The 22,494-nt window shown below is 38.2% G+C and carries 21 protein-coding genes and 1 pseudogene; 9 read left to right on the forward strand and 13 right to left on the reverse strand.

The features are described 5' to 3' along the window. Positions 1–384: 384 nt before the first annotated feature. The 3 genes from clpB to rluD form a co-directional block, all read right to left on the reverse strand. Positions 385–2,970, reverse strand: a complete 2,586-nt coding sequence (clpB, locus tag AACV33_RS16590) for an ATP-dependent chaperone ClpB (RefSeq protein WP_017020663.1) — start codon at positions 2,968–2,970, stop codon at positions 385–387. Positions 2,971–3,064: 94 nt separating this feature from the next. Beyond that, positions 3,065–3,799 carry a peptidoglycan editing factor PgeF gene (pgeF, locus tag AACV33_RS16595; RefSeq protein WP_017020664.1) on the reverse strand — a complete coding sequence of 245 codons (735 nt, stop codon included), beginning with the start codon at positions 3,797–3,799 and terminating at the stop codon, positions 3,065–3,067. Next, complete coding sequence (gene rluD, locus AACV33_RS16600; protein WP_012549470.1) at positions 3,799–4,773, reverse strand: 23S rRNA pseudouridine(1911/1915/1917) synthase RluD; 975 nt, start codon at positions 4,771–4,773, stop codon at positions 3,799–3,801. Before rluD ends, pgeF begins: the two co-directional genes overlap by 1 nt. A gap of 162 nt (positions 4,774–4,935) precedes the next feature. On the opposite strand from rluD, the gene bamD reads away from it, so the two are divergent. The 4 genes from bamD (at position 4,936) to yjjX (ending at position 8,200) form a co-directional block, all read left to right on the forward strand. Continuing rightward, entirely contained in the window at positions 4,936–5,661 is a 726-nt protein-coding gene (gene bamD, locus AACV33_RS16605) for an outer membrane protein assembly factor BamD (protein WP_026025300.1), read from the forward strand. Positions 5,662–6,020: 359 nt separating this feature from the next. Further along, positions 6,021–6,383, forward strand: a complete 363-nt coding sequence (gene hpf / locus AACV33_RS16610) for a ribosome hibernation-promoting factor, HPF/YfiA family (protein WP_017020665.1) — start codon at positions 6,021–6,023, stop codon at positions 6,381–6,383. Positions 6,384–6,495: 112 nt separating this feature from the next. Continuing rightward, positions 6,496–7,671 carry a prephenate dehydratase gene (gene pheA / locus AACV33_RS16615; protein WP_017020666.1) on the forward strand — a complete coding sequence of 392 codons (1,176 nt, stop codon included), beginning with the start codon at positions 6,496–6,498 and terminating at the stop codon, positions 7,669–7,671. Positions 7,672–7,687: 16 nt separating this feature from the next. Next, positions 7,688–8,200, forward strand: coding sequence for an inosine/xanthosine triphosphatase (yjjX, locus tag AACV33_RS16620; RefSeq protein WP_139078746.1), 513 nt, complete (start codon positions 7,688–7,690; stop codon positions 8,198–8,200). On the opposite strand, the gene trpR is transcribed toward yjjX, so the two are convergent. Then, positions 8,169–8,495, reverse strand: coding sequence for a trp operon repressor (gene trpR, locus AACV33_RS16625; protein ID WP_012549465.1), 327 nt, complete (start codon positions 8,493–8,495; stop codon positions 8,169–8,171). The two genes, yjjX and trpR, sit on opposite strands and share 32 nt — an antisense overlap. Before the next feature lie 70 nt (positions 8,496–8,565). Continuing rightward, positions 8,566–10,500, reverse strand: coding sequence for a murein transglycosylase (gene sltY / locus AACV33_RS16630; RefSeq protein WP_182700430.1), 1,935 nt, complete (start codon positions 10,498–10,500; stop codon positions 8,566–8,568). A 184-nt stretch (positions 10,501–10,684) separates the two neighbouring features. Here sltY and ettA point away from each other — a divergent pair, with 184 nt between their 5' ends. From ettA to AACV33_RS16645, 3 genes are all read left to right on the forward strand, one after another. Further along, the gene (gene ettA / locus AACV33_RS16635; RefSeq protein WP_017020669.1) at positions 10,685–12,352 is read left to right on the forward strand and encodes an energy-dependent translational throttle protein EttA; all 1,668 of its coding nucleotides are present in this window, start codon (positions 10,685–10,687) and stop codon (positions 12,350–12,352) included. Positions 12,353–12,465: 113 nt separating this feature from the next. Then, entirely contained in the window at positions 12,466–12,828 is a 363-nt protein-coding gene (locus tag AACV33_RS16640) for a PilZ domain-containing protein (RefSeq protein ID WP_026025302.1), read from the forward strand. Positions 12,829–12,850: 22 nt separating this feature from the next. Next, positions 12,851–13,864, forward strand: coding sequence for a M23 family metallopeptidase (locus AACV33_RS16645; RefSeq protein ID WP_017020671.1), 1,014 nt, complete (start codon positions 12,851–12,853; stop codon positions 13,862–13,864). A gap of 48 nt (positions 13,865–13,912) precedes the next feature. On the opposite strand, the gene tyrA is transcribed toward AACV33_RS16645, so the two are convergent. From tyrA to ffh, 7 genes are all read right to left on the reverse strand, one after another. Then, positions 13,913–15,046: a bifunctional chorismate mutase/prephenate dehydrogenase gene (tyrA, locus tag AACV33_RS16650; RefSeq protein ID WP_017020672.1), complete on the reverse strand. Its 1,134-nt coding sequence runs from the start codon at positions 15,044–15,046 to the stop codon at positions 13,913–13,915. 6 nt (positions 15,047–15,052) lie between these two features. Continuing rightward, entirely contained in the window at positions 15,053–16,126 is a 1,074-nt protein-coding gene (locus AACV33_RS16655) for a 3-deoxy-7-phosphoheptulonate synthase (RefSeq protein ID WP_065610070.1), read from the reverse strand. Positions 16,127–16,340: 214 nt separating this feature from the next. Further along, positions 16,341–16,694: a 50S ribosomal protein L19 gene (gene rplS / locus AACV33_RS16660; protein ID WP_012549459.1), complete on the reverse strand. Its 354-nt coding sequence runs from the start codon at positions 16,692–16,694 to the stop codon at positions 16,341–16,343. Between the two features lie 40 nt (positions 16,695–16,734). Next, positions 16,735–17,484: a tRNA (guanosine(37)-N1)-methyltransferase TrmD gene (gene trmD, locus AACV33_RS16665; RefSeq protein WP_012549458.1), complete on the reverse strand. Its 750-nt coding sequence runs from the start codon at positions 17,482–17,484 to the stop codon at positions 16,735–16,737. 22 nt (positions 17,485–17,506) lie between these two features. Beyond that, positions 17,507–18,034 (reverse strand): ribosome maturation factor RimM, encoded by a 528-nt coding sequence (rimM, locus tag AACV33_RS16670; protein WP_012549457.1) that lies wholly within the window; start codon positions 18,032–18,034, stop codon positions 17,507–17,509. Between the two features lie 26 nt (positions 18,035–18,060). Then, the gene (gene rpsP / locus AACV33_RS16675) at positions 18,061–18,309 is read right to left on the reverse strand and encodes a 30S ribosomal protein S16 (protein WP_026025303.1); all 249 of its coding nucleotides are present in this window, start codon (positions 18,307–18,309) and stop codon (positions 18,061–18,063) included. A 261-nt stretch (positions 18,310–18,570) separates the two neighbouring features. Further along, complete coding sequence (gene ffh / locus AACV33_RS16680; RefSeq protein ID WP_017020674.1) at positions 18,571–19,947, reverse strand: signal recognition particle protein; 1,377 nt, start codon at positions 19,945–19,947, stop codon at positions 18,571–18,573. A gap of 162 nt (positions 19,948–20,109) precedes the next feature. Between ffh and AACV33_RS16685 the strand changes: the two genes are divergently transcribed. Together AACV33_RS16685 and AACV33_RS16690 are read left to right on the forward strand one after the other, a co-directional pair. Beyond that, on the forward strand, positions 20,110–20,904 hold the full coding sequence (locus tag AACV33_RS16685; protein WP_182700431.1) for a cytochrome C assembly family protein: 795 nt from the start codon (positions 20,110–20,112) through the stop codon (positions 20,902–20,904). Positions 20,905–21,005: 101 nt separating this feature from the next. Continuing rightward, positions 21,006–22,277 carry an HlyC/CorC family transporter gene (locus tag AACV33_RS16690; protein ID WP_182700432.1) on the forward strand — a complete coding sequence of 424 codons (1,272 nt, stop codon included), beginning with the start codon at positions 21,006–21,008 and terminating at the stop codon, positions 22,275–22,277. Positions 22,278–22,344: 67 nt separating this feature from the next. Here AACV33_RS16690 and AACV33_RS16695 read toward each other — a convergent pair. Further along, a pseudogene (locus AACV33_RS16695) lies at positions 22,345–22,494 on the reverse strand (S-ribosylhomocysteine lyase); the annotation flags it as partial.

The raw sequence follows: 22,494 nt of genomic DNA on the forward strand, positions 1-22,494 counted from the left end.
ATAAAAGTAATTTTGTGTAGTCACTCAGTTCATTGATTATTTTTGTTTGAATTCACTTCGAAAAGTAAAAGCAAACTAGTGATTATCAACTCACAAGTGCCCACACAGATTGATTTGGTTAAATTATTAAAGAGCATCTCTTATACTTTTAAAGCCTTGAGGCTTTATCGTTAAGAGGAGGGTTATAATAGCCATTTAAGTTTAAGTGTCAAGCACTTATTTAAACAAAAAATCCAAAATAACCTCACTGTACGTATGAATAAGAAATGTCTTGTACTCCGTGTCAGTGAGGGCGAATTATAGAGAGTCTTTGCTATCATGCAACTCTTTTTATAGCAAAAAAGGTTAAGTGCTCAACTTTACATCGAAGTGATTATTTTACTATCAAAAATCATCATTTTGAGTAGCAATCAGCTGACCATTTCTTACTTTTAGTTTTATTTCTTCCCCTGTCCTTAACTTACCGCTTAAAATATCTTGTGCTAGCGGGTTTTCAATATAAGTTTGAATCGCTCTTTTTAATGGTCTTGCACCATATACAGGATCAAAACCAGCTTCAGATATTAACGCTAACGCTTCATTACTCACTTTTAACTGATAATCTTTTTCATTCAGTCGTTTTTCTAAACGTTGCAATTGTATTTTGGCAATACTTTTAATGTTCTCCTGTCCCAATGGATGGAAAACAACCGCTTCATCAACTCTATTTAAAAATTCAGGTCTAAAATGTTGACCAACTACATCCATGACAAGTTCTTTTATACCGCCATAATCGAGTTCACCAAAATGCTGTTGTATTTTTTCTGAACCTAAATTTGATGTCATAATTATTACTGTATTTTTAAAATCGACAGTACGTCCTTGACCATCAGTTAAACGCCCATCATCTAATACTTGTAATAATATATTAAATACATCTGGATGAGCCTTTTCAACTTCATCTAAAAGTAAAACTGAATATGGCTTACGCCTTACGGCTTCAGTTAAATACCCCCCCTCTTCATAACCTACATAGCCAGGAGGTGCGCCAACTAATCGAGCAACAGAATGCTTCTCCATAAACTCCGACATATCAATTCGGACCATTGCGTCTTCACTATCAAACATAAAATTTGCTAATGATTTACATAATTCGGTTTTTCCCACCCCCGTAGGACCCAAGAATAAAAAAGATCCAATAGGACGATTAGGATCCGATAAACCAGCTCGACTACGACGAATCGCATTTGATACCGCTTCAACCGCTTCATCTTGACCGATAACTCGATGGTGCAACATAGCTTCCATCTTTAATAGCTTATCTCTTTCTCCTTCCAACATTTTATTAACTGGTATTCCAGTTTGACGGGAAAGAACTTCAGCTATTTCAGCATCTGTTACCTTATTCTTAAGCAAACTCATTTCTTGCATTTCAGCTTGGGCAGCTAAATCCAATTGTTTTTCTAATTCAGGAATTCGGCCATATTGTAATTCAGACATACGATTCAAATCACCGGCTCTACGAGCGATATCCATATTACTTCTTGCGATGTCCAACTCTGTTTTTATATGTTGAGTTCCAGAAAGTGCTGCTTTTTCAGCTTTCCAAATTTCTTCTAATTCAGAGTAATCTCTTTCTTTTTCTCTTAATTCTAAATTTAAAGAGTCTAAACGCTTTAAACTCGCATCATCACTTTCTTTAACTAAAGCTTGTTGTTCTATTTTTAATTGAATGATCTTACGTTCAAGTTTATCTAATGATTCTGGTTTAGAATCGATTTCCATACGAATACTAGATGCCGCTTCATCGATTAAATCAATCGCTTTATCTGGTAACTGTCTATCTGAAATGTATCGATGTGATAATGTCGCAGCAGCAACTATTGCTGGATCGGTAATTTCGACATGATGATGTATCTCATAGCGTTCTTTCAAGCCACGTAATATAGCGATCGTATCTTCTACCGTTGGCTCATCAACAATAACTTTTTGAAAGCGTCGTTCTAACGCTGGATCTTTTTCTATATATTGGCGATATTCATCTAACGTTGTCGCTCCAACACAATGTAAGTCTCCTCGAGCTAACGCCGGCTTTAGCATATTCCCGGCATCCATCGACCCTTCACCTTTACCAGCACCAACCATCGTATGAACTTCATCTATAAAAAGAATAATATTACCTTCTTCTTTTGCTAATTCATTTAATACGGCTTTTAAACGCTCTTCGAATTCACCTCGAAATTTAGCTCCTGCAATTAAAGACCCAATATCTAACGAAAGAACTCTTTTATGCTTTAACCCTTCGGGTACTTCGCCATTAATAATTCGTTGAGCTAATCCTTCAACAATCGCCGTTTTACCTACACCGGGTTGACCTATAATTACAGGGTTATTCTTAGTTCTTCGTTGTAGCACTTGAATTGTTCGTCGAATTTCATCATCTCGCCCAATAACAGGATCTAATTTACCTTGCTCAGCTTGCTCAGTTAAATCGATAGTAAACTTCTCTAATGCTTGACGTTTTTCTTCAGCATTAGGATCATTTACTTTCTCACCACCACGGATCTCATCAATAGATTTTGAAATTTTAGCTTCGGTAAGACCTGACTCTTTTAATAAATGACCTAATGGGCCTTTGTCTTCAATCGCGGCAAGCATGAATATTTCAGAAGAGATATAAGTGTCTTTTCTTTTTTGTGCAATTTTGTCACACAAATTAAAAATAACCCCCATATTTGATGAAAGTTGAACATCACCACCGATACCAATTACTTTTGGGGCTTTATCTAAAATTTCCGTTAATTTTGAGCGTAATTGGGTAACATCAACATTAAGTAACGTCAATAATGGTCTTATCGTGCTACCGTTTTGATTTAGTAAAGCCACCATTAAATGAGTCGGCTCAATATATTGATGATCTTGACCTAATGCTAATGATTGAGCATCTGAAATGGCGATTTGGAATTTACTGGTAAATCGGTCTAAACGCATAACCCTCTCCTAAAGAGAAAAGCAAGTAACTATTACTTATTAAATGGGGTTTATTGTTTTAGAAATCAACTGATGGGAGTGGAAATAAAAGGGATTATTCGAACCAAATTAAGGTAGCTTGACGACCTGTCGAGCCTTCTTTTCTATAAGAGAAAAATTGATCTGTATTTGAATAGGTACAAAGGTTTGAATAGTAAATATCTTGAACACCAACACTCTGTAAACGCTGAGTTGCCAGTAAATTTAAATTCGCGAACCATTTATTTGAGTTATGGCTTGGAGTAAAAGCGTTTATAGCTTGAGGATCTTTCTCACAGAACAGTTGTTTAACTTCATCACCAACTTCAAATGCAGTAGGTCCAATCGCTGGTCCGCACCACGCAATAAGATCATTGGAAGAAAAATGCTTCACTGTATTTTCTAAAATACCATCAAGAAGACCACGCCATCCAGCATGAGCTGCAGCAACTTCGGTGCCTTCTCTATTACAAATAACAACAGGCAAGCAATCAGCTGTCATTACACAACATACTTGATTTGGTTGATTCGTATATGAGGCATCAACCAAGGGAGGATTTATCTCTTCAGAAGAAATAGGAAGGGTAATAACCATTGTTGAATGTATCTGGCTTAACCACGTTGGCGCAGTGGGTAACTGCGCCAACGTAATCAGTTTTTCACGATTTAGCACAACATCATTACTGTTATCACCAACATGATCACCTAAATTAAAACTCGTAAATGGTGCTTTAGATACACCACCAACACGAGTAGTACTAACTACGTTAATATTTTTAGGGGCTGACCACTTTGGTGATAGTATTGACATTAATACTCTTCTTCATGCAATAAACGCTCATCGTCGCGTAATGCTTGAGCTAGAGCAATAATATCGTCAGGAATTGGCGCATGGAATTCCATGACTTCACCTGTAATTGGGTGATCAAAACGTAACATCGCCGCATGCAGAGCTTGACGGTTAAAGCCACGGATCATATCAATCAATTCTTGTGACGCACCTTTAGGGATACGAGCACGGCCACCATAAGCGGTATCACCAACTAATGGATGCTGAAGGAAAGACATATGCACACGAATTTGGTGAGTACGACCGGTTTCAAGACGTAGGCGTAGACGAGTATGAATACGGAAATGCTCTGCAACACGGTAATGCGTTACTGCATCTTTACCTAATTCATGTACCGCCATTAGCGTACGTTTTTGTGGGTGACGTCCGATTGGCTTTTCAATCATTCCGCCAGCCGTCATACGACCTAATACTATCGCTTCATACTCACGAGTAATCTTACGCTTTTGAAGCGCACGCACTAAACGTGTTTGAGCGGGTACTGTTTTAGCTACTACCATTAAACCTGTAGTATCTTTATCTAGACGGTGCACGATACCTGCGCGAGGTACTTCTGCAATGCTTGGGTAATGAAACAACAATGCATTCAGTATTGTGCCATCAGGCGTACCAGCACCTGGATGTACAACAAGATCACGAGGCTTATTAATTACTAATATGTCATCATCTTCATATACGATTTCAAGCGGGATATCTTGAGCTAACCAACGCTCTTCATCTTCTAATTCCGCTTTTACTACGATTTCTTCACCGCCCATCATTTTTACACGAGCTTTCGTGATCACTTCGCCGTTAACAGAAATGCTACCCGCAAGTACCCATTCTTTGATACGTGAACGAGAGAAATCAGAAAATAATTCAGCCGCCGCCTGATCCAAGCGTTGACCCAATTGACTGTCTTTTACTGTACTTGTTAATTCTATTTGTTGTGCCATACCGAACTTTTTTTTAAATTAGTGGTACTAATACCAAACAAATACATCATATTTGGTATCATCAACACTATAAGTGAAATAAACTATCTACCATTGTATCTGTTAACGGCACTTTTCGTAATGGATAACTTAAGTTTTTTTATTCAAGGATCATTTTCAAGCATGAAACGCTTAACACTTTCGTCATTATTAGCCGTATCTTTGCTGGTTGGTTGCTCAAGCAGTGATGATGTTATCCCTGATATCCCACCATCAGAATTATATTCTCAGGCTCAAATATCGTTACAGGCCGGTAATTGGACAAGTGCGGTTGAACGCCTTGAAGCATTGGATTCTCGCTACCCTTTTGGTGCCTACTCAGAGCAGGTTCAGCTTGATCTTATTTACGTATATTACAAAAATGATGACTTAGCTCTAGGTTTAGCCACCATTGAACGATTTAATCGATTAAACCCAACAAACCCCAAAGCGGACTGGGTGCTATACATGAGAGGATTAACTCACATGGCTCAGGATAGAAGCTTTATGCACGATCTATTTAGAGTTAATCGTTCAGATCGAGATCCAGAACCAGCACGTTCAGCCTTTAAAGATTTTAAACGCTTACTTGAGCGTTACCCTGATAGTTTATACGCAGAAGATGCTCAAACTCGTATGTTTGCGTTAAAAAATCGTTTAGCCGATTACGAATTAGCTACGGCAGACTTTTATTTACGTAGAGAAGCATGGATTTCAGCAATTAATCGTAGTCAAGAATTACAAAGAACCTACCCAGACACTGAAGCGGCAAGAAAATCATTAACGATTATGCTTTCTGCATATAAAGAGCTAAAGCTGGATGATGCAATCCAACGTACTGAAGAATTAATCGCATTAAACCCACAATAAGCAATACGATAAAAACAAAAAAGCAGCGCTCAAACAAAGCGCTGCTTTTTTATATCAAAAGAATAGTGTTCTGTCTGTTCTCGCTAACAAAGAAGGCTAGATTAAAAATTAACCAAAGAAAACAATCAGTTGAATTCGTCCCCTAAAAACAAATATTTCTAGTAACCAACCTTTCCAATCTACCTACTTTGCTCAATTCATCAAGTTTTTTTTCAAAAAAAATCCTAAGGCCTTGCCTGAGATCACATTCATTTACCTTCCAGACAAAACACTTCAAAAAGGTGATCTAGATCACTTTAATTTTACTGAGGATCCGTAATCTGGATACATGCCAAACGGGGCAACGAGAGGAAAATCATATGAAAGTAGAAATTACAGGCAACAACATCGACATCACTCCTGGCATCCGTGAACGTATTGAAGGGAAATTTAAAAAATTAGAAGAAAAAAGACATCTCGATATTATTGGACGTCATGCTAGCGTAACAAAACGCTCAAATGGTAAGCACAAGGTAGAAGCATACGTAACAATTGCAGGTGGTAAAGTTGCAGCCTCAGCTGAGCAAGAAGACCTATTTGGTACAATTAGAGAGATGTACCAAAAACTAGAACGCCAACTAGATAAGCTACAACACAAAGGCGAAGCTCGTCGAGCGACTCATGCTCAAGCTCCTGTAGTAGAAGAGCCAGAAGTTGAACTAGAAGACGAATACGAACAATAGTCAACTCCACGTTTTCTGAAACAGCGCTCATTTGAGCGCTGTTTTTTCTTGACGCAAACTTACCTCTTCCTTTATTGTGAATTAACTCTTAATTTACTAGGTTTGCTTATCCATGACTGACACTCACTATTCCCTTGACGATATACGTTTACGCCTTAATGATCTTGATAATGAATTATTAAAGCTATTTTCTGAACGTCGTAAACTCAGTCTAAAAGTAGCAAAAAGCAAAGTTCAAACTTCAAAGCCTGTGCGTGATTCAAAACGCGAACAGCAATTATTGGTAAAATTAATTAAAAATGGCAAAGCATTCGATTTAGATGCGCATTATATAACTCAAATTTTTCATACCATAATTGAAGATTCCGTTTTACTGCAACAAGAATACTTCCAAAATTTAGCCAATCCAGAATTAAGTCGAAAGCCGATAGCCAGAGTTGCCTATCTTGGTTCTAAAGGATCTTATTCAAATCTAGCTAGTCGTCGTTATTTTAGTAAGAAAAATACTGAATTAGCTGAATTAGGTTGTGAAAATTTTAGGGAAGTCATTAAGACCGTTGAATCAGGCCACGCTGATTACGGAGTATTACCAATTGAGAATACGAGCTCAGGCTCAATTAACGAGGTCTATGACCTACTGCAACATACCAGTTTATACATCGTTGGTGAGTTAACTCAAAAAATAGACCATTGCTTGCTAACGACTTCTGAAACGTCGTTAGAGCAAATAACAACACTCTACTCACACCCTCAGCCACATCAGCAATGTAGTGAGTTTCTAAATCGTTTAGATAACGTAGAACTCATTTCTTGCTCAAGCACTGCTGATGCCATGATTATGGTCAAAGATATTAATTCACCGACGGTTGCTGCTATCGGAAACTCCGACAGTGGTAAATTATATGGCTTACAACAACTCATTACTAACATCTCAAATCAAACCGAAAATCAAACTCGATTCATTGTTGTGGCAAGAAAACCGGTTGATGTTTCGGAACAAATACCAGCGAAAACGACATTAATTATGTCTACTTCACAAGATGCAGGCTCACTTGTTGAATCTTTACTTGTTCTAAGAAAATACGGTATTAATATGACGAAATTAGAGTCTCGTCCTATCATGGGGAATCCGTGGGAAGAAATGTTTTATATTGATTTAGAGGCCCATTTAAAATCAGATGCAATGAATTCAGCCATTGAAGAACTAACGTCAATTACACAATATTTAAAAGTTCTTGGTTGCTATCCAATAGAGAATGTAACTCCGACAACTATCCCTTTAACTTAATAATTGGATGCAGAAAATGAATGTGATTATTGCCTCTTTGAACCCTGCAAAAATAAATGCAGTAAAAGCGGCATTTACTTTAGTTTTTCCTGATACCACTTTCTCTTTTGAAGGCGTATCCGTCAGCAGTAATGTTCCAGATCAACCGATGAGCTGCACTGAAACCAAACAAGGGGCAATCAATCGAATCAATAATGCTAAGCAACAACATCCTAATAATAGATATTATGTAGGGCTTGAAGCCGGTATAGAAGAGTCATCCACGTTTGCATGGATAATTGTAGATAATGGTAAAAAGATAGGAGAATCACGTTCTTCTAGTTTACCACTCCCCCCAGCCGTAATTGCTGCGGTAAATGCAGGTAAGGAACTTGGAGATGTAATGGATGAACAATTCAATACTGATAATATAAAGCAAAAAGGTGGCGCTATTGGCTTGCTAACAAACAATCTATTGACTAGAAGTTCTGTTTATCAGCAAGCGTTAATTCTCGCACTTATTCCTTTCTTGCACCCTGATCGCTTTTAGCACTCACTTCAAGAACTTCCATTAGCCATGCTTTTTCATCATCAGTATGGCTTTTTAATTCATTTGAACCTCGTGTAATCGTTGCAACCCCGACACCAAGTAGCTGGCTTATTTGCCTTTGACTTAAATCACCCTGCAAGAGTTCATGACATATGTTAACGCGAGCCATTAATGCTTCACGCTCATCAGGTGTCATCAGCATCGTTAATAAAGATTGATGTTTATTTTGCTCTGCTGCATTTGCTATCAATGCCATAACTTGCGACCAATCTGAATATTTGGCTGAACCAGACATACAATCCTCAATATAATGATAAAAGAAAGGGGACTCTAAAGTCCCCTACTCTATAATTAATCTAAAAAAATTAATACTCTAAATTAAGCTCTTTATCAGATAAGAAAGGGCCTTTCTCCCCAAGTAAGCTACGGTAATACGTTTCAAACATTAAAATATTTTGTACATAACCTCTTGTTTCTTTAAAAGGAATCGCTTCAATAAAGGCATAAGCATCTAATTTCTCATTAGATACCGCTCTCCAACGCTTAACTCGGTGAGGCCCTGCATTATATCCCGCTAAAGCAAAAATTCGATTTCCATCATAATCATCTAACAATCCTTTTAGATAATTAGAACCAATGTGTATATTCACATCCACATTATTAAGGCTACTCACACCTTCATATTTATCATAATCAATTTTCTTTGCTGTATATTTTGCCGTCGCTGGCATAATTTGCATTAATCCTCGCGCCCCAACCGGAGATTGAGCTTCTGCGTATAACGCACTTTCTTGGCGAGACAAAGACATAAGCGTTATTTTATCTAAACCCAACTCTTTACTGTAATGCCCAAACCACCACTGATGGGCAATAGGGAATCGTAAACTTAAGTAACCCCACATCTTCCCTTTAATGGTTGCAAGCACTGTAAAGTGATGCCAACGGTGCTGAGCAGCATAGCTTGCTAACTCCTTTACTTCTTTTTTAGAAGAGCGGACTAATAAATATTCCCACTCACTTTTGGCTGTTGAGATTTCATCAATCGCAATAAGTTCTTTAATTCGATTTAATTCATTTTTATACTTTTCGGCGACGGCTTTAGTATTCTTCGATGCTTTATCCATAGAATATTGAATCGGTTCACCTAAAATATTCGCAGCCGCAACACTATAAAAATTACGCTGACCAAGTAGCTTTTTGAGGCGAGCATCAGCGGCTGATTGTTTTCCCTCTTCGCTTTCTATGCGAGCAATCCAAAACTGCCAACGTAACGATTTTTTTGCACTTGGTGTTAAATAACCGATCCATTTACTAACGTCATTCCAATCAGCGGCTCTTATTGCAACCCTAATTCGTCGCTCTACAAATGAATCTTCTGGATTTGTTTCTAACTCAGTATCACGCCAAGCAGCTAAAGAAGCCGAATCTGTAGACATGATACTACTGACTATTCGTTTCTTTATCGCAATATGTTCATCTGAACTGAATTGTTGCTTTTTCACTAATTCAGGCAACATTTCAATCGCTTTTTTAGGATTTTTTCTTGCTTCTCTTTCTATAGAAATAAGCGTTAGTTGCTTAGTAAATTCAGTGGCTTCATTTTTTGCAGAGTACTCATTTAACGAATCAGGTTCATTAAATAACTCAACAATATGCTTTGCCTGTATTTTTGCTTCCTCTGAAGACAACATTTTTTCTAAATAAGAAAACAAATTATTATTTCGAGCTTTATATACTAACAACATACGATCAATAATCAGTTCATCCGTCAGTTTTCCTGCGTCACTCCAAGCACTAAATAAATCATCACATTCATAAGTAACCGAACTGCCCGTTAACCACAATTTTTCAGCGCCTTTCCACGCTGTTTTTTTATCGCCCAACTTATTTTTTGCTTGGTAGTAATAGCATTGTAAATTTGTGCTGCTCGGTTCTTGTGGGAAATAATCAACAAAATCCGCCCAACGCTCATTAAGACCAAGAATAACTAAGTATTGATAATCTAATGAATTACCAATGGCGAGTGTTTGATGAGCGTGTCTAAACAGTCGAATGTCATCGGGAGTTTTAGCCTGTAAATCCATTCTCAGCTCACGATAGTCTAAATAAGGAGCGAGTGGATAATCATCCAGTGAAGCTCTAACTTTCTTATATTCATCGAATTTTTTTTCAGTGAGTAAATCTTTTGCTTCTTGATATTGAACTCGTGATTCATCAATTGATAACGCTTCAGCAGTATGCACACTCATACCAATACATAACGCCGCCATCATCCCTAATTTGTGTCCGCTATATTTCATTGATTTTTTAAACACCTAACTTCCAACCTTTTGCATCAGCATACTGATATAAGACAGAGTAAATAACTCTCTAATTCTTCTTTTAGTTTACTTATATTACCCTAGTAACGACAAGAATGAGTGTTAAACTATGTATCATAAATAGTAAAATAATATTTTCATTAACCTACTCTAATAAGTGATTATGGCCGAATACGTATATACAATGTCACGAGTGAGCAAAATTGTTCCTCCAAAAAGACAAATCCTGAAAGACATTTCTCTTAGCTTCTTCCCTGGTGCAAAAATCGGTGTTCTTGGCCTAAATGGGTCAGGTAAATCAACACTACTTCGCATTATGGCTGGTCTTGATACCGACATTGATGGTGAAGCTCGTCCACAAAGTGGATTGAAAATTGGCTATCTACCACAAGAACCTGTTTTAGATGAATCAAAAACAGTTCGTGAAATTGTTGAAGAAGCCGTATCTGATGTAGCAGGTGCACTCACTCGATTAGATGCCGTGTATGCAGCTTACGCAGAAGAAGATGCTGATTTTGATGCCCTAGCAAAAGAACAAGGTGAACTTGAAGCTCTAATTCAAGCAAAAGATGGGCATAATCTTGAAAATGCTTTAGAGCGTGCAGCGAATGCACTACGCCTTCCTGAATGGGATGCAAAGATAGAGTTTTTATCAGGTGGTGAACGTCGTCGTGTTGCGATTTGTCGTCTATTGCTTGAAAAACCAGACATGCTTCTTCTTGATGAACCAACCAACCACCTTGATGCTGAATCTGTTGCTTGGCTTGAGCATTTCCTTGTTGAGTACTCAGGTACTGTTGTGGCCATTACCCATGACCGTTATTTCTTAGATAACGCTGCAGGTTGGATCTTAGAGCTTGACCGTGGCGAAGGTATCCCATGGGAAGGTAACTATACGTCTTGGCTAGAGCAAAAAGATGAACGTCTAAAACAAGAATCATCGAAAGAAAACGCTCGTCAAAAAACGATAGAAAAAGAGCTTGAATGGGTTCGTCAAAACCCTAAAGGCCGCCAAGCTAAATCAAAAGCTCGTATGGCTCGCTTTGAAGAACTTCAAAATACAGACCATCAAAAACGTAATGAAACCAACGAACTGTTTATCCCACCAGGTGAACGCTTAGGTGATAAAGTTCTTGAAGTGACTAACCTAACGAAATCGTTTGGGGATCGTGTATTAATTGATAACTTGTCATTCAGTATGCCTAAAGGCGCTATCGTCGGTATTATCGGCGCCAATGGTGCAGGTAAATCAACACTATTTAAAATGCTAAGTGGTGCAGAAGAAGCTGATTCAGGTTCTATTGTATTGGGCGAGACAGTTAAGCTTGCTTCTGTTGATCAGTTCCGTGACAGCATGGACAATACAAAAACGGTTTTCCAAGAAATCTCTGAAGGTGCAGAGATCATCAAGATCAATAATTATGAAATTCCAGCACGAGCATACTGTTCTCGCTTTAACTTCCGTGGAAATGATCAACAAAAAATCATTGGTGATCTTTCTGGTGGTGAGCGTAACCGTGTTCATTTAGCAAAACTGCTAAAAACCGGCGGCAACGTACTATTACTCGATGAGCCAACCAATGACTTGGATGTTGAAACATTACGAGCATTAGAAGAAGCACTTCTTGAGTTCCCAGGCTGTGCAATGGTTATCTCACATGACCGTTGGTTCTTGGACCGTATTGCTACTCATATTCTTGATTACCGCGATGAAGGCCAAGTTAGCTTCTTTGAAGGTAACTACACTGAATACAGCGAGTGGTTGAAGAAAACGTTAGGTGCTCAAGCGGCTGAACCTCACCGCATTAAATATAAACGTATGACTAAGTAATTATAGTCTTATTGATATTTATCATCAGGGCCGCATTCTTGCGGCCTTTTTAATAAATTAAAAAACAAACAAATATCATACTTAAATAAGATACGACCAAAGAAGGAAAAATGATGATTGAACGACGTAAATTTTCACGAGTTGTATACCAATCAAGTATCACGTTAATACAAGAAATTCAGCAATGGAAAGGGTCTCTTATTGATTTATCCCTCCATGGCTTATTAATCCAATTGAGTGACCACTGCGAAATTGAGCTAAATAACCAAGTAATCGTACACTTCACCCTTAATGACAGTGATATACATATAATTGCAGAATGTGAAATCATTCAAAAAACAAATAATATGCTAAGACTCTGTATTAGCCACATAGATATTGATAGTATTAGCCACCTTAAACGCCTGATCGAACTTAATGTGGGTAATGATGAACTATTATTGCGCCAATTATCAGAGCTAACCGAACCAAACTAACCCAAAAGACAATTATTACTTTATGCCTGATAAAATCCGAATTTCAGTCTCTCATAACAAAGGTACGCGTTTTTTCGCTCTTTCTCCTAAACGGAAAAACATGGTGATTTTATCTTTGTTATTAGGGATAAGCTCTTTTGTGTTTACTTGTTTTGGTCTTCATTATTTCTACCAACAACAACAATTATCCAAACTAGCTATCACCCACTTGCAAGAGCAAAATAAGGGCCTAAATAAGCTAATTATTGACAATAACAGCAATAATCACGAGTTAACTCAGCAACTAGAAGCTAAAGAAGATGAGCTTTTAGTAATAAGCCAGCGTATTGAAGATGTCGAATCAGTTCTTGGATTACAAGAGTTATCTGAAGATGACTCTTTATTAGCAGAAAAAACACTTGAGCAACGATTAGATGTTGCCGCGATAGACTCAGCAGTAAGAGCGACAATGTTTCGCCTTATTCCTAATGATACCCCTCTTAACTATACACGTGAATCATCCAGTTTTGGACGAAGAACTAACCCTATTTCAGGAAAACGACAACGTCATTTAGGTCTAGATCTAACGTGTAAACGAGGAACAGAAATATACGCCCCAGCCGATGGTGTAATAGAACTCGCGCGTGGAAGTAACAAAGGTTATGGTAATTTATTAAAAGTTCAGCATTCTTTTGGCTTTATGACCATGTACGCTCACCTGCAAAAATTTAAAGTACGATCAGGACAATTTGTAAAAAAAGGAGACTTGATTGCAACTTGTGGTAATTCAGGAAATTCGACCGGCCCTCACTTACACTATGAAGTTCGTTTTCTAGGCAGAGTATTGAATCCTAGATCATTCATTGATTGGACGCCTGAGAAGTTTGATAGTTTGTTCGAAAAAGAACGTAGCGTGAAATGGACACCTTTAGTAAATGTCATTAGTAATGTGGTTAAACTGCAATTAAAGCTCACTCAAAAACCGACAATAGAACAAGTTGAAGCGATTAATACGGTAAAAGCGGAACAAAAAAATAATCAACAACTTACCCAATAATATATTCTGCTAAAAAAGGTGAGTAGATACTCACCTTTTTTTACTAAACTAGTTTCTTTCTCGATGTATCGAATCATTTGCCTGTCGAAGTAAGCCTTTACTTTCAGCTAAAAACTGCTCCGCGTAATCACCAAACCACGTTTCAACTTCTTCAAAGCTTTCAATAAATCCAACACGATTATGATTTTCTAATAATGAAATTGCATCACCAAAACGCTGATGGAAACGCTTTATCATTTCAATGTTCTCTTCAGAAGAAAGAATAATATCCGCGTACAAATTTGGATCTTGAGCAAACAATCGTCCAACCATCAGTAACTCTAAACGATAAATAGGTGAACTTAGATTAAGTAATTGTTCAATATCAGGGTTTTCTTTAGATAGATGCTGACCATAAGCAAAAGAAGTAAAGTGACGCAGTGCTTGAATGAGAGTCATGCCTTTATCGTGTTCACTTGCAGAAATATCACGAACAATAGCCCCCCAAATTTCAAACTGATCTTTTAGCCAAGAATAAGCATCTTTACCACGCCCATCACACATTACAATAACCTGTTTAGCGAGGCTAGGGACATCTGGACCGAACATTGGATGTAAGCCAACAACCGGGCCCTTATGCACTTTCATCATCGCTTCAAGCGGCTTTTGCTTTATTGACGTTAGATCACACAGAATACAATCATCAGGTAGCATTGAAAGTTTACCGATCACATCAATCGTTAGATTAATAGGAACAGTAACAACAACCATTCCCACACCTTCTAAAATAACGTCAGCGTTATCCCAATCTTGACTGCCAAGAATTCGCACATCATAACCAGATAGTTTAAACATTTTTGCGAATAAACCACCAAGTTGGCCTTTACCTCCAACAATAACAATCGGTCTAAGTTCTGGTCTTAAACATTTAAAACCTGAGTCATTTTCACTGCTGTAAGATTCTCGCATTGTACGACGAAGAATGTCTTCAATAAGAGATGGCGGAACGCCTTTTCTCTCAGCTTCTTCGCGTCTTGAAGCCAACATTGCTGCCTCTCGACTTGGATCATAAATAGGCAAACCATATGCACTTTTTACTTCACCAACTTGTTCAACTAATTGTAAACGTTGAGCAAGAAGATCTAACATTTGTTTATCAACCGCATCAATCTTATCGCGTAAATGACTCAGTTCTACCGCCATCTCGTTCTATCCTTTTAAACGATCTTCCAATACAGGAATTAATTCTTCATGAGTATGACGTAATAGTGCCTCAGTTGATGCCCAATTGATACACGCATCAGTGATTGAAACTCCGTACTTCATCTCCGCTAATGGAATATCAGACGGTTGATTTCCTTCATTTAAGTGACTCTCAATCATTAACCCTATAATCGATTTATTTCCTTCTCGGATTTGATGGATAGCGTCCTCCGCAACTAATGGTTGGCGACGGTAATCTTTACGTGAATTGGCATGACTACAATCAATCATTAATGCAGCATCAAGATTGGATTTAGACAATTCATCTTCACATTCAGCAACAGAAACTGAATCGTAATTTGTTTGTTTGCCGCCACGTAAGATCACGTGCCCATTTGGGTTGCCCTGCGTCGTTAATAACGCAACTTGCCCCTCGCTATTTATTCCCATAAAACGGTGACCAGAAGCGGCTGCCTGCATTGCATTAATCGATGTTGATAAGCTTCCATCAGTTCCATTTTTAAAACCAACAGGAACAGATAAGCCACTCGCCATTTCGCGGTGAGTTTGTGATTCCGTGGTTCTAGCACCAATAGCAGCCCAACTAAATGTATCACCAATATATTGCGGGCTAATTGGATCAAGGGCTTCAGTCGCAAGTGGGATCCCAATTTCAGATAAATCCACTAGTAGCTGTCGTGCAGTGTGCAAACCACCTTCGATGTCAAATGAACCATCTAGATGCGGATCGTTTATTAACCCTTTCCAGCCTACCGTCGTTCTTGGCTTTTCAAAATAAACACGCATAACGATAAACAATTGGTCACTAAGCTCTTCTGAAATAGCTTTCAAACGTTTCGCGTATTCTTTGGCTGCATCAATATCATGAATAGAACAAGGTCCACAAACAATAAGTAAACGGTGATCTTTTTTATGAATGATATTTGAGATCGTCTGACGAGATTGTTGAATAAAATGACGCGCACTTTCACTCAAAGGGATTTTATTCTTTAATTCTTGAGGGGTAATAAGCACTTGCTCATCAATAATATTAATATTACTTAATTCACTCTTTTTCATTCCTACACCTGTAAACTTTTATGTCCATTAAATAGTCTTTTAAGACGAATAGAAATAATCTAACAGGTATAAGCGATAAATCAACCTACGTAACGTATAAAATACAAAAAAATATTATCGTAAACTTATGTTTACAATAATATTTAGGCGTAAAAAAAGGTGCGCTGATAACAGCACACCTTCATAGCACATTTGATAAACGTTCTCGTGTGCGTTACTTTTTAGCCAGCTTCTCTTTGATACGAGCTGATTTACCAGAACGCTCACGCAGGTAGTACAACTTGGCACGACGTACTGCACCGCGACGTTTAACTTCGATGCTGTTAACGATTGGAGAGTGAGTTTGGAACGTACGCTCAACACCTTCACCGTTAGAAATTTTACGTACAGTAAACGCAGAGTGAAGACCACGGTTACGAATAGCGATTACAACGCCTTCGAATGCCTGTAGACGCTCACGCTCACCTTCTTTAACTTTAACTTGAACTATAACAGTATCACCTGGAGAGAACTTAGGTAGATCTTGCTTTAGTTGCGCATCTTCAATTGCTTTAATGATGTTGCTCATTTTTGTATATCCTAGAATAAACTGATACTAAATTTCTTAATTACTTACTTTGCTGATGTTCTTCACGAACAAATTCAGCCAGTAATAATTCCTGTTCGTCAGTCAGAGCTAGATTTCCCAGGAGCTCTGGTCTTCTTAGCCAAGTACGGCCTAACGATTGTTTCATTCGCCAACGAGCGATATCTTTATGATTTCCAGATTTAAGTACACTAGGCACTTCCTTACCATCTAAGACCTCAGGCCTTGTATAGTGCGGACAATCTAACAAACCGTCTGCAAAAGAATCTTCTTCAGCGGACGCAAAATCTCCAAGTACACCCGGAACAAACCGAGAGACAGAATCAATCAACGTCATAGCAGGGAGTTCCCCGCCTGTAAGCACAAAATCGCCAATTGACCATTCTTCGTCAACTTCAGATTGTATTATGCGCTCATCTACGCCTTCGTATCGGCCACAGATAAGAACTAAGTTCTCGTTTGTTGCCAATTCCTCAACACCAGCTTGATTCAGCGTTCTGCCTTGAGGTGAAAGGTAAATCACTTTCGTTTTGCCTGGAGCGGCTTCTCTGGCTGCAGTAATGGCATCGCGCAAAGGCTGTACCATCATTAACATACCAGGACCACCACCATAAGGTCGGTCATCAACAGTGCGATGTTTATCTTGAGTGAAATCTCTAGGATTCCATGTCTCTATAGATAAAAGACCTTTTTTAATTGCTTGGCTAGTTACCCCAAAATCGGTAACCGAACGGAACATTTCAGGAAATAGGCTTATAACCCCAACCCACATGTGCCCTCGCTTTACCTAGGGTTTAGAACCCAGGATCCCAGTCAACTTCGATCCGTTGAGCCTCACGATCAATTACTTTGATCACTTGCTCATCAATAAAAGGAATCAAACGTTCCTTTTTACCAAAAGCATCTTTCAGGTTTGCTTTGACTACAAGAACATCGTTTGATCCGGTTTCAAAGATGTCGTCAACAATACCTAGGCCGTAACCTTGGCTTGTAACCACTTCCATACCAAACAATTCACGCCAGTAGAATTCATCTTCTGACAGCTCAGGTAGTGCATCTGCTTTAACTGCAATTTCCAGGTTAGTATAAGCTTGAGCTTCTTCTCTAACTTCTAATCCTTCCAGTTTGCACACCAAACCTTTATGACGTTTCCAGCTTTCGACTGAAAACTCGACCCACTCATCTTTTACTTTAATAAGTAAAGGTTTGTAGTCGAAAATGCTTTCAGGTTGATCAGTAAAAGAAACTACTTTCAACCATCCACGAATGCCATAGGAAGCACCGAACTTACCTACAACAATTACTTCGTCTTGCTTACTCATAAAATCTTTACCTTTAACCAACTAAATTAAGCCGCTTTGTTAGCGTCTTTAACTAGCTTAGCTACACGATCAGAAAGACCAGCGCCTAAACCAACCCAATGGTTAACGCGGTCAAGATCTAAACGAAGACCTTCTTCTTGACCTTGTGCTGTAGGGTTAAAGAAACCTACTTTCTCAATGTAACGACCAGTTGATTTAAAACGGCTGTCCGCTACTACGATTTGATAAAATGGACGCTTCTTCGCGCCGTGACGTGCCAAACGAATGGTAACCATATCGTCCTCTATTTGCTTCGTACAAAAATTAAATTGGCTCAAAAAAAAAGAATTTTATTGAGCCCTCGTGCCAAAATAAAGCCCCGGAATTTTACTCTTATGAGGTTTCAATGCAAGGGATTTAGCTATTTTATCACCAATTATTTCTGTAATTAGTGAAAAAATGGGGTAAAAAAGGTGCGCTAGGTAAAATTTATTAAAAAATTCACTTGTCGCACCTTGTTATCTGATTAATACACTTTGACAATGTGCAATTGAATATTAGCGGCCAAAGCCACCCATACCACCGCCCATTCCGCCCATCATGCCTTGCATATTACGCATCATGCCTTTCATGCCACCTTTCTGCATTTTTTTCATCATTTTCTGCATTTGAGTAAACTGTTTCAGCATGCGATTCACATCTTGTACTTGAGTACCAGAACCTGCTGCAATACGTTTTTTACGTGAGCCTTTAATTAGTTCAGGACGCTGGCGTTCTTTCATTGTCATGGAATTAATAATGGCTTCCATTTGATTGAACATTTTGTCATCCACTTTATCTTTGACATTAGCAGGTAGCTGAGACATACCAGGAAGCTTATCCATCATCCCCATCATGCCACCCATATTTGTCATCTGACCAAGCTGCTCACGAAAATCTTCAAGATCAAAACCTTTCTTCTCTTTGAACTTTTTCGCTAATCGTTCTGCTTTTTCTTTATCTACGTTCTTCTCTAGATCTTCAATTAGAGAAAGAACATCACCCATACCTAAAATACGAGAAGCAATACGTTCTGGGTGGAAAGGTTCTAGTGCATCCGTTTTTTCACCGACACCTAAGAATTTAATTGGCTTGCCCGTAATGTGACGAACAGATAATGCAGCACCACCACGAGCATCACCGTCTACTTTGGTTAGAATAACACCCGTAAGTGGTAAAATATCACCAAACGCTTTTGCCGTATTAGCGGCATCTTGCCCCGTCATTGCATCGACAACAAATAACGTTTCAATTGGATTTACATGTGCATGAAGCTGCTTAATTTCTTCCATCATTTCAGTATCAACAGCTAGACGACCAGCCGTATCAACGATAACAACATCAAAAAACTTTAACTTAGCGTGGCTAATTGCACCATCAACAATATCAATAGGTTTTTGATCTGCACTTGATGGGAAGAAATCGACATCAACTTCTGACGCTAACATTTCTAGCTGTTTAATTGCCGCAGGACGGTATACATCGGCAGACACAACTAAAACTTTCTTTTTATCTCTTTCTTTTAATAGCTTCGCTAATTTACCGGTACTGGTTGTTTTACCTGCACCTTGTAAACCTGCCATTAAAATAACCGCAGGCGGCTGACACGCTAAATTTAGAGCCTCATTTGAGTCTCCCATTATAGCTTCTAGCTCAGACTGAACGATTTTAATGAATTCTTGACCCGGTGTTAGGCTTTTTGATACCTCAACCCCTACGGCGTTTTCTTTTATTCGCTTAACAAAATCACGAACAACAGGTAAAGCAACGTCTGCTTCTAACAAAGCCATACGAACTTCACGTAGCGTTTCTTTAATGTTTTCTTCTGTTAATCGACCTTTACCACTGATGTTTTTCAGGGTTTTGGATAGTCTATCCGTTAAATTATCAAACATATTCTTGCGCCTAATCTGCGAGCATTGATCAATTATAACCTAATAGTATGCAAAATATTGTTGGTTATAATTAAAATTTTTTATCCTAACCGAATCACACCTACCGAGATTGACCTGTACAGGGTATAATCAATCTGTTGATAAATTAGATGACTCGTGATTATGGATACCATTACAGCAATCAGTGCTGCGCTTTTTTACTTTTTAGCATTAGGTTTTGTTATTCCTGGCTTAGCTAGTCAAAATAAAATAAAAACCAATGCTGTATTTATATGTGCGTCGCTTGCATTACTTGTGCATGCGTGGCAATTAAAAGAGCTCATTTTAAATACCTCAGGTCAGAATTTAAGTATTTTAAATGTAGCCTCTCTAATTAGCTTTATTATTTCACTCACGATGAGTGTTTCAATGCTGAAATTTAGAGTATGGTTTATTCTGCCTGTTGTTTATAGTTTTTCAGCCATTAATTTACTTGCTGCAACCTTTCTCTCTGGTGCTTTTATTACCCATTTAGAAACGCACCCCAGCTTATTGATACACATATCATTAGCTTTATTTGCTTATTCAACCTTAATGATCGCCACTTTATATGCACTTCAGCTGGCTTGGCTTGATCATAAACTTCGCAGTAAAAAATCACTCACGCTAAATCCTAATCTCCCCCCTTTAATGATGGTGGAACGTCAACTTTTCAAGATCATCCTCGTTGGTTTATTTCTACTAACTCTTACTTTATTGACCGGACTCACATTCATACAAGATATGCTCGCTCAAGGTAAAACTCATAAAGCCGTATTATCCTTTATTGCTTGGATTGTTTATGCCGTATTAACATGGGGGCATTATCAAAGAGGATGGAGGGGACAAAAAGCATTATGGTTTAGCTTAACGGGTGCATTTCTTCTCACTCTTGCTTATTTTGGTAGTCGATTTGTGCAAGAAGTTATCTTAACGTAAACAAGACTTCTAGCTCACTTTTCAAGATCAAATTTGACATATCAAGCACTGATATTGATAAATAACCTTTACATTGTATTTTTCACTGAGGATCAAGTCACTTGGATGACATATCAACCGGCGCCCTATTTACGATTTTAGCTGTACTTATTATTGCATCTGGTTATTTTTCAAGCTCTGAAACCGGCATGATGTCTTTAAATCGATATCGCTTAAAACACTTATCCAATCAAGGCCATAAGGGTGCACAGCGTGTTGAGAAATTACTAAGTCGCCCAGACCGACTTATTGGTTTAATTCTAATAGGCAACAACCTCGTTAATATTCTCGCTTCTGCTATCGCGACTATTTTAGGTATGCGCTTATACGGGGATTACGGTGTTGCAATTGCTACCGGTGTTCTGACTCTCGTCATTCTTGTCTTTGCCGAAGTAACACCAAAAACACTTGCAGCAATGTATCCTGAGCGAGTGGCTTACAGCAGCAGTATCCTACTCAATATTCTAATGAAAGTTTTATCTCCATTAGTCATCCTAGTAAACCTGATTACTAATGGCTTTCTAAAACTTCTTGGCCTTGGTACAAACCACTCTCACAAAGACAACCTTAGTTCAGAAGAATTACGAACGGTTGTTCATGAGGCTGGAGGACTTATCCCACGCCGCCACCAAGATATGCTTATTTCTATTTTAGATTTAGAACATGTCACTGTTAATGACATCATGGTGCCTCGCAGCGAAATTACAGGCATTGATATTAATGACGATTGGAAATCCATTTCACGCCAACTGGCTCACTCGCCACACGGTCGTATCGTTCTTTATCGTGATCAAATTGATGAAGTTGTGGGAATGCTTCGTTTACGCGAATCCTACCGCTTAATGCTTGAAAAAAATGAATTTACAAAAGAAACATTATTAAGGGCAGCTGATGAAATTTATTTCATTCCCGAAGCAACACCTTTAAATATTCAACTATTAAAATTTCAACGTAATAAAGAGCGTATTGGACTAATCGTAGATGAATACGGCGATATTCAAGGTTTGATTACTTTAGAAGACATACTAGAAGAAATTGTTGGTGAGTTTACTACGTCAATGGCACCAAGTTTAACCGAAGAGATCACTCCTCAACCTGACGGCAGTTTCATGATTGAAGGCAGCGCTAATATTCGAGATATTAATAAAGGCCTGAAATGGAATTTACCAACAGATGGTCCAAGAACATTAAATGGGCTGATACTCGAACACCTAGAAGAAATTCCGGGCACTCAAATCAAAGTAAATATAGAACATCATCAAATGGAAATTATCGCAGTAGAAGAGAACAAAATTAATTTGGTTAAAGTATTCCCTAGTAGCGATAATAATTAGCTTATATACAAGCACAAAAAAGCCCGTATTAGATTTCTAATGCGGGCTTTTTAAATTCGAAATGAAATTAATCTACAGATAGTTCTTTAAGCATTGACTCGGGAAGAGCCAAGTCATCATTTTTATTTACTTGAATACCTGCGGCTAAAATAGCGGTAGCAATCGCTTTCGCTTCTTCTAAAGAATGCATGGTATATGTACCACATTGATATTCATT

Origin of the sequence: Aliivibrio sp. SR45-2 (genome assembly GCF_963890165.1) — a bacterium.
GTDB classification, from domain to species: domain Bacteria; phylum Pseudomonadota; class Gammaproteobacteria; order Enterobacterales; family Vibrionaceae; genus Aliivibrio; species Aliivibrio salmonicida.

Excerpts from the sequence above, each read along its gene's own strand:
- rpsP (WP_026025303.1), bottom strand. The coding sequence starts at position 18,309 with ATGGTTACCATTCGTTTGGCACGTCACGGCGCGAAGAAGCGTCCATTT.
- yjjX (WP_139078746.1), top strand. The coding sequence starts at position 7,688 with ATGAATGTGATTATTGCCTCTTTGAACCCTGCAAAAATAAATGCAGTA.
- ettA (WP_017020669.1), top strand. The coding sequence starts at position 10,685 with ATGGCCGAATACGTATATACAATGTCACGAGTGAGCAAAATTGTTCCT.
- pgeF (WP_017020664.1), bottom strand. The coding sequence starts at position 3,799 with ATGTCAATACTATCACCAAAGTGGTCAGCCCCTAAAAATATTAACGTA.
- AACV33_RS16655 (WP_065610070.1), bottom strand. The coding sequence starts at position 16,126 with ATGAAAAAGAGTGAATTAAGTAATATTAATATTATTGATGAGCAAGTG.
- AACV33_RS16645 (WP_017020671.1), top strand. The coding sequence starts at position 12,851 with ATGCCTGATAAAATCCGAATTTCAGTCTCTCATAACAAAGGTACGCGT.
- rimM (WP_012549457.1), bottom strand. The coding sequence starts at position 18,034 with ATGAGTAAGCAAGACGAAGTAATTGTTGTAGGTAAGTTCGGTGCTTCC.
- rluD (WP_012549470.1), bottom strand. The coding sequence starts at position 4,773 with ATGGCACAACAAATAGAATTAACAAGTACAGTAAAAGACAGTCAATTG.
- AACV33_RS16685 (WP_182700431.1), top strand. The coding sequence starts at position 20,110 with ATGGATACCATTACAGCAATCAGTGCTGCGCTTTTTTACTTTTTAGCA.
- pheA (WP_017020666.1), top strand. The coding sequence starts at position 6,496 with ATGACTGACACTCACTATTCCCTTGACGATATACGTTTACGCCTTAAT.
- tyrA (WP_017020672.1), bottom strand. The coding sequence starts at position 15,046 with ATGGCGGTAGAACTGAGTCATTTACGCGATAAGATTGATGCGGTTGAT.
- trpR (WP_012549465.1), bottom strand. The coding sequence starts at position 8,495 with ATGTCTGGTTCAGCCAAATATTCAGATTGGTCGCAAGTTATGGCATTG.
- hpf (WP_017020665.1), top strand. The coding sequence starts at position 6,021 with ATGAAAGTAGAAATTACAGGCAACAACATCGACATCACTCCTGGCATC.
- ffh (WP_017020674.1), bottom strand. The coding sequence starts at position 19,947 with ATGTTTGATAATTTAACGGATAGACTATCCAAAACCCTGAAAAACATC.
- clpB (WP_017020663.1), bottom strand. The coding sequence starts at position 2,970 with ATGCGTTTAGACCGATTTACCAGTAAATTCCAAATCGCCATTTCAGAT.
- trmD (WP_012549458.1), bottom strand. The coding sequence starts at position 17,484 with ATGTGGGTTGGGGTTATAAGCCTATTTCCTGAAATGTTCCGTTCGGTT.
- rplS (WP_012549459.1), bottom strand. The coding sequence starts at position 16,694 with ATGAGCAACATCATTAAAGCAATTGAAGATGCGCAACTAAAGCAAGAT.
- AACV33_RS16640 (WP_026025302.1), top strand. The coding sequence starts at position 12,466 with ATGATTGAACGACGTAAATTTTCACGAGTTGTATACCAATCAAGTATC.
- bamD (WP_026025300.1), top strand. The coding sequence starts at position 4,936 with ATGAAACGCTTAACACTTTCGTCATTATTAGCCGTATCTTTGCTGGTT.
- sltY (WP_182700430.1), bottom strand. The coding sequence starts at position 10,500 with ATGAAATATAGCGGACACAAATTAGGGATGATGGCGGCGTTATGTATT.